This is a genomic window from Phaeovulum veldkampii DSM 11550, from assembly GCF_003034995.1.
Lineage (GTDB): Bacteria > Pseudomonadota > Alphaproteobacteria > Rhodobacterales > Rhodobacteraceae > Phaeovulum > Phaeovulum veldkampii.
Genome location: NZ_PZKF01000004.1, coordinates 1 through 13,284, shown reverse-complemented (window position 1 = coordinate 13,284; position 13,284 = coordinate 1). Strand labels below are relative to the sequence as shown.

General features: G+C 61.0%; 19 protein-coding genes. 14 read left to right on the top strand and 5 right to left on the bottom strand.

Translation table 11 applies throughout. The annotated features are described in order from the left end of the window. Window positions 1–202 precede the first annotated feature (202 nt). The 4 genes from C5F46_RS02425 to C5F46_RS02410 all read left to right on the top strand — a co-directional run bounded on the left by C5F46_RS02425 (window position 203) and on the right by C5F46_RS02410 (window position 2,703). Window positions 203–1,024 (top strand): flagellin N-terminal helical domain-containing protein, encoded by an 822-nt coding sequence (locus C5F46_RS02425; RefSeq protein ID WP_107323774.1) that lies wholly within the window; start codon window positions 203–205, stop codon window positions 1,022–1,024. Between the two features lie 83 nt (window positions 1,025–1,107). Further along, on the top strand, window positions 1,108–1,602 hold the full coding sequence (flaF, locus tag C5F46_RS02420; protein ID WP_328588547.1) for a flagellar biosynthesis regulator FlaF: 495 nt from the start codon (window positions 1,108–1,110) through the stop codon (window positions 1,600–1,602). Beyond that, window positions 1,490–1,885, top strand: coding sequence for a flagellar biosynthesis repressor FlbT (flbT, locus tag C5F46_RS02415; RefSeq protein WP_328588550.1), 396 nt, complete (start codon window positions 1,490–1,492; stop codon window positions 1,883–1,885). The genes flaF and flbT overlap by 113 nt, the downstream gene beginning before the upstream one ends. Window positions 1,886–1,944: 59 nt before the next feature. Further along, window positions 1,945–2,703, top strand: a complete 759-nt coding sequence (locus C5F46_RS02410; RefSeq protein ID WP_207186762.1) for a DUF1217 domain-containing protein — start codon at window positions 1,945–1,947, stop codon at window positions 2,701–2,703. Here C5F46_RS02410 and C5F46_RS02405 read toward each other — a convergent pair. Further along, window positions 2,674–4,032, bottom strand: a complete 1,359-nt coding sequence (locus C5F46_RS02405) for a FliI/YscN family ATPase (protein WP_107323771.1) — start codon at window positions 4,030–4,032, stop codon at window positions 2,674–2,676. The two genes, C5F46_RS02410 and C5F46_RS02405, sit on opposite strands and share 30 nt — an antisense overlap. Before the next feature lie 80 nt (window positions 4,033–4,112). On the opposite strand from C5F46_RS02405, the gene C5F46_RS02400 reads away from it, so the two are divergent. From C5F46_RS02400 to C5F46_RS02360, 9 genes are read left to right on the top strand one after another with little or no spacing between them, the layout of a single operon-like run. Continuing rightward, window positions 4,113–4,499: a FlgB family protein gene (locus tag C5F46_RS02400; protein ID WP_107323770.1), complete on the top strand. Its 387-nt coding sequence runs from the start codon at window positions 4,113–4,115 to the stop codon at window positions 4,497–4,499. A 9-nt stretch (window positions 4,500–4,508) separates the two neighbouring features. Next, window positions 4,509–4,901, top strand: a complete 393-nt coding sequence (gene flgC / locus C5F46_RS02395; RefSeq protein ID WP_107323769.1) for a flagellar basal body rod protein FlgC — start codon at window positions 4,509–4,511, stop codon at window positions 4,899–4,901. 17 nt (window positions 4,902–4,918) lie between these two features. Beyond that, on the top strand, window positions 4,919–5,209 hold the full coding sequence (gene fliE, locus C5F46_RS02390) for a flagellar hook-basal body complex protein FliE (protein ID WP_107323768.1): 291 nt from the start codon (window positions 4,919–4,921) through the stop codon (window positions 5,207–5,209). 2 nt (window positions 5,210–5,211) lie between these two features. Beyond that, complete coding sequence (locus C5F46_RS02385; protein WP_107323767.1) at window positions 5,212–5,478, top strand: flagellar biosynthetic protein FliQ; 267 nt, start codon at window positions 5,212–5,214, stop codon at window positions 5,476–5,478. Window positions 5,479–5,480: 2 nt separating this feature from the next. After that, window positions 5,481–6,197, top strand: coding sequence for a flagellar hook-basal body complex protein (locus C5F46_RS02380; protein ID WP_107323766.1), 717 nt, complete (start codon window positions 5,481–5,483; stop codon window positions 6,195–6,197). Window positions 6,198–6,205: 8 nt separating this feature from the next. Continuing rightward, window positions 6,206–6,991 carry a flagellar basal-body rod protein FlgG gene (flgG, locus tag C5F46_RS02375; protein WP_107323765.1) on the top strand — a complete coding sequence of 262 codons (786 nt, stop codon included), beginning with the start codon at window positions 6,206–6,208 and terminating at the stop codon, window positions 6,989–6,991. After that, window positions 6,991–7,428, top strand: a complete 438-nt coding sequence (gene flgA / locus C5F46_RS02370; RefSeq protein WP_107323764.1) for a flagellar basal body P-ring formation chaperone FlgA — start codon at window positions 6,991–6,993, stop codon at window positions 7,426–7,428. The genes flgG and flgA overlap by 1 nt, the downstream gene beginning before the upstream one ends. After that, window positions 7,429–8,157 carry a flagellar basal body L-ring protein FlgH gene (gene flgH / locus C5F46_RS02365; protein WP_407947336.1) on the top strand — a complete coding sequence of 243 codons (729 nt, stop codon included), beginning with the start codon at window positions 7,429–7,431 and terminating at the stop codon, window positions 8,155–8,157. Between the two features lie 8 nt (window positions 8,158–8,165). Then, on the top strand, window positions 8,166–8,624 hold the full coding sequence (locus C5F46_RS02360) for a flagellar basal body-associated FliL family protein (protein ID WP_107323763.1): 459 nt from the start codon (window positions 8,166–8,168) through the stop codon (window positions 8,622–8,624). Here C5F46_RS02360 and C5F46_RS02355 read toward each other — a convergent pair. Genes C5F46_RS02355 through flhA form a run of 4 tightly spaced genes read right to left on the bottom strand, consistent with a single transcriptional unit; the run spans window position 8,609 to window position 12,952 of the window. After that, window positions 8,609–9,016, bottom strand: coding sequence for a hypothetical protein (locus C5F46_RS02355; RefSeq protein WP_107323762.1), 408 nt, complete (start codon window positions 9,014–9,016; stop codon window positions 8,609–8,611). The genes C5F46_RS02360 and C5F46_RS02355 overlap by 16 nt on opposite strands. After that, complete coding sequence (gene flhB / locus C5F46_RS02350) at window positions 9,013–10,098, bottom strand: flagellar type III secretion system protein FlhB (RefSeq protein ID WP_107323761.1); 1,086 nt, start codon at window positions 10,096–10,098, stop codon at window positions 9,013–9,015. Before flhB ends, C5F46_RS02355 begins: the two co-directional genes overlap by 4 nt. Then, a complete protein-coding gene (locus C5F46_RS02345) occupies window positions 10,095–10,874 on the bottom strand; it encodes a flagellar biosynthetic protein FliR (protein ID WP_107323760.1) in 780 nt (259 codons plus the stop codon). Before C5F46_RS02345 ends, flhB begins: the two co-directional genes overlap by 4 nt. Next, window positions 10,871–12,952, bottom strand: coding sequence for a flagellar biosynthesis protein FlhA (flhA, locus tag C5F46_RS02340; RefSeq protein ID WP_107323881.1), 2,082 nt, complete (start codon window positions 12,950–12,952; stop codon window positions 10,871–10,873). The genes C5F46_RS02345 and flhA overlap by 4 nt, the downstream gene beginning before the upstream one ends. Window positions 12,953–13,078: 126 nt before the next feature. On the opposite strand from flhA, the gene C5F46_RS16855 reads away from it, so the two are divergent. Further along, the coding region (locus tag C5F46_RS16855; RefSeq protein ID WP_210202993.1) for a hypothetical protein at window positions 13,079–13,284 on the top strand (206 nt) is incomplete at its 3' end.

The following is a 13,284-nucleotide window of genomic DNA, read 5'->3' as shown; positions in this document are numbered from 1 at the left end:
ATTTTTGGAAGTTTTCGCCGGGGTCCGCAGCCGCTTTAAAGTGTTCTTAGCGATTTCATCACAGGCTGATCTGGCATCCAGCAAGGATGGCGCACGCCCAAGGCCACGCACTGGGCAAGCATAGGTCAGAACGCCATAATCGCCGCCGGATCGGCGGCATGTGAAACCCGGCGCAAAGCGCCGAACCTGTTGAGGATCTTACATGTCTAGCATTCTGACGAACACCAGTGCCATGGTTGCCCTCCAGACGCTCAAGGGCGTCAACGCGAGTCTCGCCAAGGCACAGGATGAAATCTCCACCGGGAAATCGGTGGCAACCGCCAAGGACAACGCGGCTGTCTGGGCCATCTCGAAAGTGATGGAATCCGACGTGAGCGGCTTCAAGGCCGTATCCGAGTCGTTGTCTTTGGGTGAATCGACCGTCGCTGTCGCATCGGCCGGGGCGGAGCAGATCACCAAGCTGCTGACGCAGATGAAGGAAAAGGTGATCGCGGCGACCGGCGAGAACGTCGATCATACCAAGATCGACGCCGAAGTGGCCGAGTTGAAGAACCAGATCACCTCGATCATCTCGGCCTCGCAGTTCAACGGTGCCAACTTGCTGAACTCGGCGGGTGGTGACATCACGGTTCTGTCCTCGCTCGACCGTGACGGCACGACCGTGACCGCGGCAAACATCACGGTTGCATCGGTGGATTTCGAGGCGAACCTCGATCTTACCGATGTCGACGTGACCAGCGCCAGCGCAGCCGACACGTCGCTTGCCGCGATCGAGGCGCATATCCAAACCGCTGTCGAAGGGGCAGCGGCACTTGGTGCCTCGGCAAAACGGATATCGTATCAAAGCGAGTTCGTGGGCAAGGTGATGGATGCGATGAAAGCCGGGATCGGTACGCTGGTCGATGCCGATATGGAAGAGGCCTCGGCGCGTCTTCAGGCACTGCAGACCCAGCAGCAACTGGGGATTCAATCGCTGTCGATCGCCAATCAGGCCCCGCAGAACATCCTTTCGCTGTTCCGCTAAGAACCGGGGGCGCCCGAAAGGGCGCCCCCTTTCTACGCGGCAAAGCCGCGATCTGATGCCAACTGCCACAGGAAGGATTTCCCGTGAACGCAATCGCTTTGGCCAAAACGGCCTACTCAGCGCCCGGTCAGCCCACGCGCACCAACCGCAGCACCGAATACGAATTGTTCGCGCGCATCACACGCCGACTGGTGGCGGCGCAAAGCGCGACTGTCTCAGACATCCAGGTGCTTGCAAACGCCTTGCATGAAAACCGCCAGCTTTGGACCACACTCGCCATTGATGTGGCCGACCCTGAGAACCGTTTGCCGCAAGATCTGCGCGCACGCATCTTCTTTCTGGCAGAATTCACAAGCCGACACACTAGCAAGATTCTTTCGGGCTACGCGGATAGCACAGTGCTGATCGAGATCAACACTGCGATCATGCGCGGTCTGCGGCAAGACGGGGGGGGGCATGACGGGGCTGGTGCTGAAACTGGCGCCCAAGGAGCGGGTTCTGATCAATGGAGCCGTTATCGAGAATGGCGACCGTCGATCGCGTCTTGCCATCATGACACCGAACGCCCACGTTCTTAGGCTGCGCGATGCGATCCATCCCGCAGAGGCGAATACGCCGGTGCGCCGGGTCTGTTATATCGTTCAACTCGTGCTGTCGGGCGATGTCGAACAGGCAGAGGCCCGCGGGCAATTGCTGCGAGGGATCGAACAACTCAGTCAGGTTTTGACCGACCACGACAGCCGCACGCAGCTGGCTCTGGCCACCGCGTCCGTGCTTGGTGAGCAGCATTATCAGGCCCTCAAGGCCCTGCGCAGCCTCTTGCCCAGGGAGGAGCGGCTCTTCGCCGCCGGCCGTGCGTGAGCTTTAACCCGGTCGTACCATTCGGGGGGTATGTCGGCTGGTCATTTCTGAGCCGGACGATGGAAAAGCAGCAAGCCACTTTCCACTCCTCTGCCCCAATTCAGCGCGATGAGGTTTACTTTCGCGAAAAGATAGCTCAAATATCAAGCGCCGAAGATCTGATCTCAGATCGAAGGTTGCTGAGAATCGCGCTGGGCGCTTTCGGTCTGGACGCTGATATCAACAGTGGCTTTTTCATCCGTAAAGTTCTGGAGGAAGGAACCCTTTCACAGGACTCTCTGGCAAACAAGCTTGCAGACAAGAGCTATCTTGCGCTGTCTAAGGCCTTTGGGTTCGGCGACTACACTTCGCCTCGCACCGCGCAGCCGGATTTTGCAGAGACAATTCTTGCGCAGTATCGGGAACGTCAGTTCGAAATCGCGGTGGGCGATAAGCACGAAAGCCTGCGTCTGGTCATGGTCGCAAAACGCGAATTGCCCGAAATCGCCACCAAAGCGATGAGCGAAGACGGCAAATGGTTTACAATGCTGGGTTCTGCACCGTTGCGCAGCGTGATCGAAACCGCTCTCGGCTTGCCGTCCAGCTTTGTGGCCATTGATCTTGATCAGCAAGTGATGGCACTGCGCGAGAAAGCCGACGCGGTGTTCGGGTCACCTGATCCGGCCGTGTTCGCGGAACCGGCGAAACTGGACAAGCTGCTAAAGCTTTATTTGCTGCGTTCGGAAGCCGCGACATCCGGGGGCAGCGGGCAATCGGCGGCCCTGCAGATACTCCGATCGTCGGGGCAATCATCGGGGGTGTTGTCGATCTTGCTCTGACCCCCCCTGAGCCGGGGGCAACAAACAGCGCGCAAGGCGGGCAAAGCTGTCTGATATCTTTCCGGCCTCATCCTCGGACAAGAAAGAGTCAATCGCTGGCCAGACCCGAATAGCGGCATCAAGCACAGCATCCGATCCGTGCGAATACAACCCGGCCTGCACCATCATCTCGGCGCGATCATAGGCGCCCAGCAGCCGCCGCGCCTGCCCGATCAAGGCATTCTCGGCAGCATCCGCCGCTGCGGGCAACGAACGGGAAACCGACCGCAACAGGTCGATTGCCGGGTAGCGCCCGCGTTCGGCAATCGCACGATCCAGCACGACATGCCCATCAAGCACACCGCGCAAGATATCGGAGACCGGCTCTTCCATATCTGACCCGGCGACCAGCACCGAAAACACCGCCGTAATGTCGCCCGCCCCTTCGGGGCCGGGACCGGCCCGCTCCCCCAGTGTCATGATCTGATGCGAAGTGGACGGCGGATAACCCCGCAAGCTCGGCGGCTCGCCCCCGGCAAGCGCAACCTCACGATGCGCCTCGGCGAAGCGGGTCACCGAATCGGCCAAAAACAGCACATGCAGCCCTTGATCTCGGAAATATTCGGCGATGGTCATCGCTGCCCAGGCACAGCGGCGGCGCACCAACGGCGACTGATCAGAGGTCGCCGCCACGATGATCGAGCGCCCCATACCCTCGGCCCCCAAGACAGTTTCCACAAATTCACGCAACTCGCGCCCCCGCTCACCGATCAGCGCGATCACGACGATATCGGCGGCCACCCCGCGCGCAAACTTTGCCAGCAGAGAGGACTTTCCGACACCCGACCCCGCAAAAAGCCCGATCCTTTGCCCGCGCACCAGGGGCAACAGCGTATTGAAGACGGCGATGCCGGTTTCCAGCCGCGGCCCCAGGCGGCGCCGGTTGGCCGCAGGGGGCGGAGCCGCGCGCAGGTTGCATTCGACCGGCCCCCGCATCAACGGTCGCCCGTCCAGCGGCTGCCCGAACGGATCGACGATCCGCCCGACCCAACTGCGATCTGGCGCAATGCCGGTTTGACCCATCAATTCGACCCGGTCGCCAATGGCGATGCCGTCACTTGCCGCATCCGCCAGCAACGTCACCCGCCCAGAGCGCAGCGCCAGCACTTCAGCCCTTAGATCACGGCCGTCGGCACGCCGGATCATGACCCGATCACCCAAGCTGGCATGACCCGAAAGCCCAGATGCGGCCACCGTGCCGCCGGCAACCTCAACCACCCGGCCAACTGCACGCACTACCCGCAGACCTGCGATTTCCGCCCGCAGCTGATCAAATTCCGCAATTGCCATTCTGGCCCCCTGATCTGTCGAAACCGTTTCTAAACGATTCGCTCTTAAGCCTTGGTTGATGTCCCGGAGGAGAAGCCCCGATGTTCGATCAACCTGAAGTCATGCGAACGGCACAGGCGATGGCCTCCCATGCGGCGCTGCGCCAGAACGCCGTTGCCCGCAACATGGCGAACGCCGACACCCCCGGCTATGCGTCGCGCGATGTGGCGCCGTTCGACGAAACCTATCGGGCTGCCTTTGGCGGAGATCTGCGGGCAACGCGCGCGGGCCATATCGGGGCCTCTGGTACGTTCACCGCAGAAGTCCGGGAGCGGGACGCACCAGGAACCCGCTCACCCAACGGCAATTCCGTCTCGATCGAAAGCGAGATGGTGAAAAGCGTCGAGGTCAAGCGGCAGCATGACTTGGCCCTCGCCATCTACAAAAGTTCGCTGAACATCCTGCGCAGCAGTCTCGGCCGCGGGTAAGGGGGAAAGATGACCGATTTTTCCAATGCGCTCGCTCTGTCGGCCTCGGGGATGGCGGCACAGTCGATGCGGCTGCGTCATGTGTCGGAAAACATTGCCAACGCGGACACCCCCGGCTTTCACCGCAAGACCACTTCGTTCGAAGAGGTCATCGAGGGCGGCACGCATACCGGGCAGGTGCAGCTTGGTCCGGTGGAACTTGACCGGCGCGATCTGACCCGGGTCTACGACCCCGGCCACCCGCTGGCAGACGACAGCGGGTATTACGATGGATCGAACGTCGATCTGGTCGTTGAAATCGCCGACGCCCGTGAGGCGCAGCGCAGCTACGAAGCCAATCTGCGGATGTTCGATCAGGCGCGGCAAATGTCGTCTGCCCTGCTGGAACTTCTGCGCCGCTAGAAAACAGGAGGTCCAGAATGGACATCAACAGTTCTTTTGCCGCGCAAAGCTATGCCCAGGCGCGCCCCGCAACCGCACCCGCGGCCAAGCCGGACAGCGCGGAAAACGGCTTTGGAACGCTTGCGGGCGATTTCGCCGCAACGCTGCGCGCGGGCGAACAAACCGCCGCCGCCGCGATGACGGGCGGCGCAGATCCCCATGCGCTGGTGCAGGCGCTGGCCGCGACCGAGCTTGCCGTGGAAACCGCCGTAACCCTGCGCAACAAGGTCGTCGAGGCCTATCAGGAAATCTTGCGGATGCCGGTGTGAGAATGGAACAGGCAGTGTTTTTCGACACGCTGCGCCAAGGCCTCTGGATCGCGGTCCTGATCGCGGCACCGATGCTGGCGGTGGCCCTGGTGACGGGGGTGGTGATCGGCCTGCTTCAAGCGCTGACCTCGGTGCAGGAGATGACGCTGACCTTCGTGCCGAAGGTGGGCGCGATGTTGGCGGTGTTCTGGGTCTCGATGTCGTTCATGTCGGAAACGCTGGTGGCGTTTTTTGCTGACGGCATCGTTCCACTGATCGCGGGGGGCTAAAAATGGACAATGCAATCTACACCACGCTGACGCGGCAGTCGGGCCTGATGCGTGAAATGCGCAACGTAGCCAACAACATTGCGAACATTTCCACCACCGGATTCCGCAAGGAAGGCGTGATCTTTGCCGAACATGTCGCGGCGCTGGACGGGGCAGAGCCGTCTTTGTCGATGGCCCATGCAAGCGGTCGGCTCGTCAATCTTGCGCAGGGGCCGCTGACGCAAACCGGGGCCACCTTCGATCTGGCGATCGAAGGGGACGGGTTCTTTCAGCTGGAGACACCGCAGGGCAACCAACTGACACGCGCGGGAAGCTTTACCCCCTCGCAGGAGGGGGAACTTGTCTCGCCCGAAGGGCACCGCCTGCTCGACCTTGGCGGCGCCCCGATCTTTGTGCCCACCGATGCTCGCCGGGTCGCTGTTGCACAGGATGGTACGATTTCCGCCGATGGCACGCCGGTGGCGCAGGTCGGCCTTTTCGTCCCGACCGACCCCAATAGCCTGATCCACAGCGGCGGCACGCGGTTCAGCACCGAAGGCGGCATCGAGCCGCTGGAGAACGGCACGATCCTGCAGGGATTTGTCGAAGAGTCGAACGTGGACCCCGTCTCTGAAATTGCCCGGATGATCGAGGTTCAGCGCGCCTATGAAATGGGCCAGGCCTTCCTCGACCGCGAGGATCAACGCATCCGCAACACCATCTCCACCCTGACCCGATAGGAGCAGACATGCGCGCCCTTCAGATTGCCGCCACCGGGATGAGCGCCCAGCAGATGCGGGTCGAGGTCATCTCGAACAACCTCGCCAACATGTCCACCACAGGCTACAACGCCCGCCGCGCCGAATTTGCCGATCTGCATTATGAACAGGCAACCCGACCCGGCACGATCACCGCCAATGATGGCACGATCGTGCCGACCGGGGTCCAGCTGGGTCTGGGCGTGCGCCCTTCGGCAGTGACCGTAAATCTTGCGCAGGGTTCACTTTCGGCCTCGGGCGGCGATCTCGATCTTGCCATCGACGGGATCGGCTATATCGAGGTCACGCTGCCCTCCGGCATTTCGGCCTACACGCGCGACGGGGCACTGAAACGCTCACCCGATGGGCTGATCGTCACCTCCGACGGCTATCCGGTGGTGCCGGGCATCACTATCCCCTCGGATGCACGGACCTTGGCGATCAACGCCGCGGGCGAGGTTTACGCCTATTTCACCGACCGGGTGGAACCCGAGCTTCTGGGCCAGTTCACTCTGGCTGGGTTCAGCAATGAAAAGGGGCTGGAAGCGATCGGGTCGAACCTGTTTCTGGAAACCACCGCCTCTGGCCCGTCGCTGGTGTCGGCACCAGGCGAAAATGGCCTTGGCACATTGCGGCAGGGTTATCTGGAGGAAAGCTCGGTCGATCCGGTGCGCGAAATAACCGAACTGATCAAGGCCCAGCGCGGCTATGAAATGAATGCAAAGGTCATTACCGCCGCCGATCAGATGCTTGGCGCAACGACGCAGGTGCGCTGATGCTCGCGCGCGGAATTCTGACTGTTCTTCCAATGCTTGGGTTCCTCTCAACGGCCGCCTGCGCCGAGGTTCTGCAAGCAAGCCGAACACTGAGGGCACAAACCCTGATCCAGCCCGAAGATGTGATGCTTGTCGCCGGCGACAGAACCGGCGCCGCCCTCTCGGCTGAGGATGTGATCGGGCGGGAAACCCGGGTCACCATTTATGCAGGTCGCCCTATTCGCCCCGGCGACATTGGTCCCGCCGCTGCTGTCGAGCGCAATCAGGTGGTGCCCCTGATCTATCGCAACGGACCGCTGGTTATCACAGACGAGGGCCGGGCGCTGACCCGCGCCGGGGTAGGTGAAACGATCCGCGCGATGAACATCACCTCGCGCGTCATAGTCTCGGCCTCGGTGGGGGCCGATGGAACGCTGACCGTTTTTACCAAGGATTGAATGATGTACAAAACACTGCTGATCCTGTCGCTTCTACCGATTTTGGCCTGCCAGAGGCTCGAAGATGTCGGTCGCGCCCCGGATTTTACCGCAATCGAAAGCGGTAACGAATTTTTCGCCATGACAAGTGCGCCGATGCCGGAAACCGGCGCCGCACCGCGCGGCATGGGCGAGGCGTCGCTCTGGTCCGGCGGACGCGGGTCGCTGCTGGGGGACCGGCGCGCCGGACAGCGGGGCGACATTCTGACCGTCGTGATCGAGATCGACGAAAAGGCCGAGATCAGCAACTCAACCGGTCGCTCGCGTAGCGGATCGGATACGATGGGTATCCCCTCGCTTCTCGGCATTCCGCAACGTATCAACGAAAGCTTACCCGAAGGCGCCAGCATGGACGATGCCTATGACACAAAGTCAAGCTCAAGCTACAAAGGCAACGGGTCCGTTTCGCGCAAAGAAAAGCTGACCTTGCGCGTGGCGGCAACCATCATCGAACGGCTGCCCAACGGGGTTTTGCGCATTCAGGGCAGCCAGGAAGTGCGGGTCAACTTCGAGGTGCGCGAACTGATCGTGACCGGCTTTGTGCGCCCCGAAGACATCAGCCGTCAGAACGAAATCACCTATGACAAGATCGCCGGCGCGCGGATTTCCTACGGCGGCCGCGGCCAGATCTCGGACGTGCAGCAGCCGCGCTATGGCCAGCAGGTTGCCGACATCCTTTTGCCGTTCTGAGCCGCGGCATGGGCAAGCTCATCCCTGTTCTCATGGCCTTGATTGGGCTCGGTGCCGGGGTCGGCGGCGGCCTCGTGCTGCGCCCGGATGCCGAGGCAAAGAGCCATGAAGCACCGGACAAGCCCGAAACGGGGGCGGCGGTGAAGGAATACGTCAAGATGAACAACCAGTTCGTCATTCCCGTCGTCGAATCGGGGCGGGTCGCGTCGCTGGTCATCTTGTCGCTCAGTCTTGAAGTTGGCATCGGCGGTACCGAACAGGTCTACAAGATGGAACCGAAACTTCGCGACAGTTTCCTGCAGGTTCTGTTCAATCACGCAAATGTCGGAGGGTTTCGGGGAGCTTTTACCGACACGAACACCCTCGATATTCTGCGCTACGCGCTGCAGGAGGCCGGACAGAAGGTTATGGGCGAAACCCTGTCGGATGTGCTGATCGTCGATATCGTCCGTCAAGACAGCCCCTGATCCGGGGCTTCCTCGGCGATTTGCCGCCGCGCCTTTTGCGCCTGCGCCTCGCGGGCCTTTATCTGTGCCAATTGCTGCAACACATCGCTGCGCCCCAAAGCGGCTGCGGCCACCGCGCGGCATCGCAGTGTTTCTGCCTCTGCAAGCGCCAGCCCCCCCAGCATCCGGTCACGCTGTTGGTTGGCCCAGACATCAAAGCGCGCAGCCGTTCGGGCGACACTCGGGTCATCCGGCACTGACGCCCGAACCGCCGCCACATCGCCAGAATGACGGCACAGGTCAGCAGCAATCCGCTCCTGTTGCGCTTTTGCCTGCGCTAAAGCCTGCAGGGCAAGATCGAGGCGCAGGTGAGCCATCCGCACAAGGCGCCCAAAGTTTTGCGGCACATTCATCCGCCACGCCTTTCGCGGGCGCGCTGACGCATCCGCTCGGCAAAACGGATCGCAGCGGCAACGGCAAGGTAATGCTCGGGCCGAATTTCTTGACCGATCTCGACCGTCGCATGCAATGCTCGCGCCGTAGGCGGATCAGAATGTAACGGCATCCCTGCCCCTGTCGCTGCCTCGCGGATTCGGGCGGCGATTTCATCTGCACCCTTGGCGATGCAAACAGGCGCCTGGCCCCCACCTCGCGTCCATTGAAGGGCCACGGCGTAATGCGTCGGGTTGACGATCACGACATCGGCCTTTGGCACATCGGCCAGCATCTTGTTGGTCGCAATCTCGATTGCCCGTCGGCGCCGCTGACCCTTGAGTTGCGGATCTCCCTCGGACTGCTTGAACTCGTCCATCAGCTCTTGTCGGCTCATCCGGTTCCTGCGCAGATGTTGGGCCGATTGCCAAAGATAGTCGCCCGCGGCAATCACCGTTGCAATCACGACAACCCAGATCAAAAACTCCACGATCAGGGTCAATAACTCAGCAGTCGCCAAAGCTGGCGCAAGCGATTGGGCAATCAGAATTCGCGACATCCGGTCGAGCAGAAAGACGGTCAGAACGATGGCAATGATCAGAAGCTTGGCGAAGCTTTTCAAAAACTCGAAAAGACCATCCCGCCCGAATTTCTGGCCCGCATTCGCGATCGGGTCGATGCGTTGCAGTTTAGGCAGCAGCTTCTCGGGGGAAAGGACGACTGCCCGTTGCACAGCCAGCGCTGCGATCACGAAGACCATTGGCCCCAGAAACCAGGGAATGACCGACAGGACGAGCCCGGCGAGGGCCCCGGCAGCCGGGCCGGTGCCGCCACGCAGAAACACCGCGCCAAGACTGTCGGCCCGGTCCAGAAGACCCTTGGCCGTCGCCCCGAAATTGGCGAGATTTGTAATACCGAGGCCAAGAGCCACGGCGAGGAAGCCAGCATAGACCGCCGCTCCGTTAACATCGGTGGAGCGAACAATCTCACCGCGCTTGCGCGCCTCTGCGAGTTTGTGCTCTGTCGGCTCATGTTCCTTGTCGGCTGCGCTTTGATCGGTCATGGTGCAATCTCGAAGGGGTTCGCCAAGAGCGTTTGCAAAGACTGCAGCCAGAGAACCAAAGCCAGGGGCACAGCGATCATCAATAGCAGCAAGCCGCCCGCGGTCAGCGCTGGCGCACCAACAAAAGCAACCATCAACTGCGGCATGGCGCGGTTGATCGCACCCAGTGCCACGTTGTAGATCAGCCCCGCGATCATGAAGGGCGCAGCAAGCGAGAATGCCAACGCAAAGCTTTTGACAACCCCGGCAAGACCCCAGGCGCGGATCGCCTCGGCATCGGGAAACAGGCCCGGTGGAAGAATGTCGTAACTGCCGATCAATGCCTGCGCGAGAGAAACATGAACCCCCGCCATCACGGCGAGTGCAAGCGCGCCCAGTGTCAGAAGATGGCCAATGGCGGGCTGTGGCTCGGACGTGCCCCCACCGAAAAGCTGTGATAGCGAAGTCGACTGCGCCATGATCGCGCCGGCGACCTGCAGAGCAAGAACCCAGAACCGCAACACCGCTCCGAAGGCGAGGCCGATCAGCACCTCGGTCGCCAGAAACGACCCGATTACTTGCCCTTGTTCCGCAATCGGAGCGACATTTGTTGCAACGGCAGGGGCCACAACGAGTGTGAATGCTATGGCCAAGCCAAGCTTCACCCGCACCGGAAGCAGGGTTTCGCCAAAGGCGGGCAATAACGCCATGGCCCCGCCGACCCGGAGAAACACGACAAACCCTGAGAGAAGGCTGTAGGCCATCGTATCCAGGATCGGGCCCGCCAGCTCGATCATGCCGAAACCATTCCAATCAGGGCCGGACGCGCATCCAGCCCAATCTCTTCAAAGCTCAGCACCGGGGCGGCGATCCCTTTCGCCCCAAGCACCGTTCGCAGAAAGCGACGCCGACGCGCCGAAGTGACGACCCCAGGATAGATGCCGGTCTCTCCCGCGCGTGCCAGGTTTTCGGCCACATTCAAAGCAAGACGGTTGAATTTTTCAGGTGGCAGCGCAACGTCGCCTGTGCCCTTTTCACTGACGATCTGATATGTCGAAAAAGTCTCTTCCCATTCGGGGGCAAGCTGTAACAGCGGAATCGTGCCATCCTCGCGTCGTAGTTCTGCCACCAGTTGGAACCCAAGCCGTTGCCGGACATGTTCGCAGATCGCCTCCGGACTTTGCAAACCCCTCGCCTCGGCGATCGCCTCGAGAATCAACGGCAGGTTGCGGATCGACACCCGCTCATCCAGCAATAGCCGCAATATGGACAGCAGAATGTCGATCGGCACCTTATCTGGGATCAGTTCGTCAAGGAGTCTGCGAGTCGACGCGGCGCGCGCCGGATCGGAGACGTTCACGGCCTCGTCAAGCAAGCGCCTGAGCGCTCGCAATGACAGAAGACGGCTGAAGTTGCGTTTGATCACCTCAAGCAGGTGGGTCGCCAGCACCTCGGTGGGGCCAACCACGGTCGAGCCCGAGAGGGCTGCTTCCTCTTGCATCGACTGGGCAACCCAGCGTGCAGGTGCGCCATAGACAGGCTCGCGCACCTCGTCTCCTGGGGGCAAGAGCTCTCGGTTATTCGCGATCAGCGCCAGCACCCGATCAGGGAACAAAAGATCGCGCGCTTGTTCAACGCCCTGAATGCGGATCCGGTAGGTTCCGGCGGCAAGCCCAGCGTCATCAGTCAGCCGAATCTCGGGCAAGATCATCCCGTAACTTGCGGCGACATGGTTGCGCATGTTGCTGATTCTGGCATCAAGCCCCGTTGCCGGATCAAGGACCATCGGAACCAGATTGGGCGCAAATTCGACGTGTATCTCATCAATATCAAGGATATCACCCAATGACTTGCGGCGTGGGCCAGGTTCAGGCAGAGCGAGTTTCATCGCCTCGCGTGCCGCCTGCTTTCGCGCGGCGCGACTGACCGCAAGGGCCGTAGCGACCAGAACGGCGGCCCCCAAGATAAACGGGACAAAAGGTAAACCAGGCACAAAGGCGAACAGCGCCATCAAGGCTGCCACCGTCGCCAGCGCCGGGGGATATCGTCCCAGTTGGCGGAACAACTCCATATCCGCCGCCCCCTTCGCCCCCCCGCGCGAGAGCAGCAAGGCCGCCGCGATCGAGATGATGACCGCGGGAATCTGACTGACAAGCCCGTCGTCCACGGTCAGGATCGCATAGGTCTCCAATGCCTGACCCAAGGGCATGTGATGCATGCTGACGCCAATGATCAGGCCCATCACCAGATTGAGCAGCGTAATCAGCAGGCCGGCCACCGCATCGCCTTTCACGAACTTCGACACCCCATCCAGAGCCCCGAAAAACGTGGTCTCGGCCTGCTCACGTTCGCGCCGCGCCTTGGCTTCGGCGTGGTCGATGGCGCCCGCGTTCACATCGCTGTCGATCGCCAACTGCTTGCCGGGCATTGCGTCCAAGGCAAAGCGCGCTCCGACCTCGGCCATTCGACCGGCGCCCTTTGTGATCACGATGAAATTGACAATCAGGATCACGCCAAACACCACCAGCCCGATCAGAACCGATCCGCCCATGATGAAATTAGCAAAACCTTCGATCACATCGCCTGCAGCATTCGTTCCGGTATGCCCTTGGCCGATGATCAGCTTGGTCGACGACACGTTCAACGACAACCGCAACATCAGCGAGGCCAGAAGAACCGTCGGAAACGCCGAGAAATCCAATGGTCGTTCGATGAACAGGGTGACAGTGAAGATCAGGATGGCAAGCGCAAACGAGGCGGCAAGCCCGATATCGAGCACCCACGCGGGCATCGGCAAGATCATCATTGCGATAATCGCCATCAATGCGAGGGTGAAGAGAACAGTTGGCTGAAAAATTGCTGAAATTTTGGGCATCATTCTACCACGGTTTCAGCCGAAACCACGAGAGGGCGGCCGGTTGCAATAGTATCCAACGGAACGAGCGACCCGAGCGACCCGGGCGCGCCTGCTTGCAGAAGTGGATAGCGATTCAAATGTGCTGTGGCGGCGCGATCAGATTCGTTCTGCGCGACAACGATATCAGGGATATCCACCGAGATCGCCCTTCTGGATCAGTCAGACAACACGCTGCGGGGTAACCACCGTAAACTTGTCAGGCTCTTCAAACAGTGGAAGCGCCACTGTAACGTGCCGATCAAGTCCTTCCACCTAGAACAGTTGATCGGCGAAGCCCTGCCCAAGCTAAT

Coding starts and splice junctions, on each gene's coding strand:
- C5F46_RS02425 (WP_107323774.1), top strand. CDS start 203: ATGTCTAGCATTCTGACGAACACCAGTGCCATGGTTGCCCTCCAGACG.
- C5F46_RS02410 (WP_207186762.1), top strand. CDS start 1,945: ATGGAAAAGCAGCAAGCCACTTTCCACTCCTCTGCCCCAATTCAGCGC.
- C5F46_RS02405 (WP_107323771.1), bottom strand. CDS start 4,032: ATGGCAATTGCGGAATTTGATCAGCTGCGGGCGGAAATCGCAGGTCTG.
- C5F46_RS02400 (WP_107323770.1), top strand. CDS start 4,113: ATGTTCGATCAACCTGAAGTCATGCGAACGGCACAGGCGATGGCCTCC.
- flgC (WP_107323769.1), top strand. CDS start 4,509: ATGACCGATTTTTCCAATGCGCTCGCTCTGTCGGCCTCGGGGATGGCG.
- fliE (WP_107323768.1), top strand. CDS start 4,919: ATGGACATCAACAGTTCTTTTGCCGCGCAAAGCTATGCCCAGGCGCGC.
- C5F46_RS02385 (WP_107323767.1), top strand. CDS start 5,212: ATGGAACAGGCAGTGTTTTTCGACACGCTGCGCCAAGGCCTCTGGATC.
- C5F46_RS02380 (WP_107323766.1), top strand. CDS start 5,481: ATGGACAATGCAATCTACACCACGCTGACGCGGCAGTCGGGCCTGATG.
- flgG (WP_107323765.1), top strand. CDS start 6,206: ATGCGCGCCCTTCAGATTGCCGCCACCGGGATGAGCGCCCAGCAGATG.
- flgA (WP_107323764.1), top strand. CDS start 6,991: ATGCTCGCGCGCGGAATTCTGACTGTTCTTCCAATGCTTGGGTTCCTC.
- flgH (WP_407947336.1), top strand. CDS start 7,429: ATGATGTACAAAACACTGCTGATCCTGTCGCTTCTACCGATTTTGGCC.
- C5F46_RS02360 (WP_107323763.1), top strand. CDS start 8,166: ATGGGCAAGCTCATCCCTGTTCTCATGGCCTTGATTGGGCTCGGTGCC.
- C5F46_RS02355 (WP_107323762.1), bottom strand. CDS start 9,016: ATGAATGTGCCGCAAAACTTTGGGCGCCTTGTGCGGATGGCTCACCTG.
- flhB (WP_107323761.1), bottom strand. CDS start 10,098: ATGACCGATCAAAGCGCAGCCGACAAGGAACATGAGCCGACAGAGCAC.
- C5F46_RS02345 (WP_107323760.1), bottom strand. CDS start 10,874: ATGATCGAGCTGGCGGGCCCGATCCTGGATACGATGGCCTACAGCCTT.
- flhA (WP_107323881.1), bottom strand. CDS start 12,952: ATGCCCAAAATTTCAGCAATTTTTCAGCCAACTGTTCTCTTCACCCTC.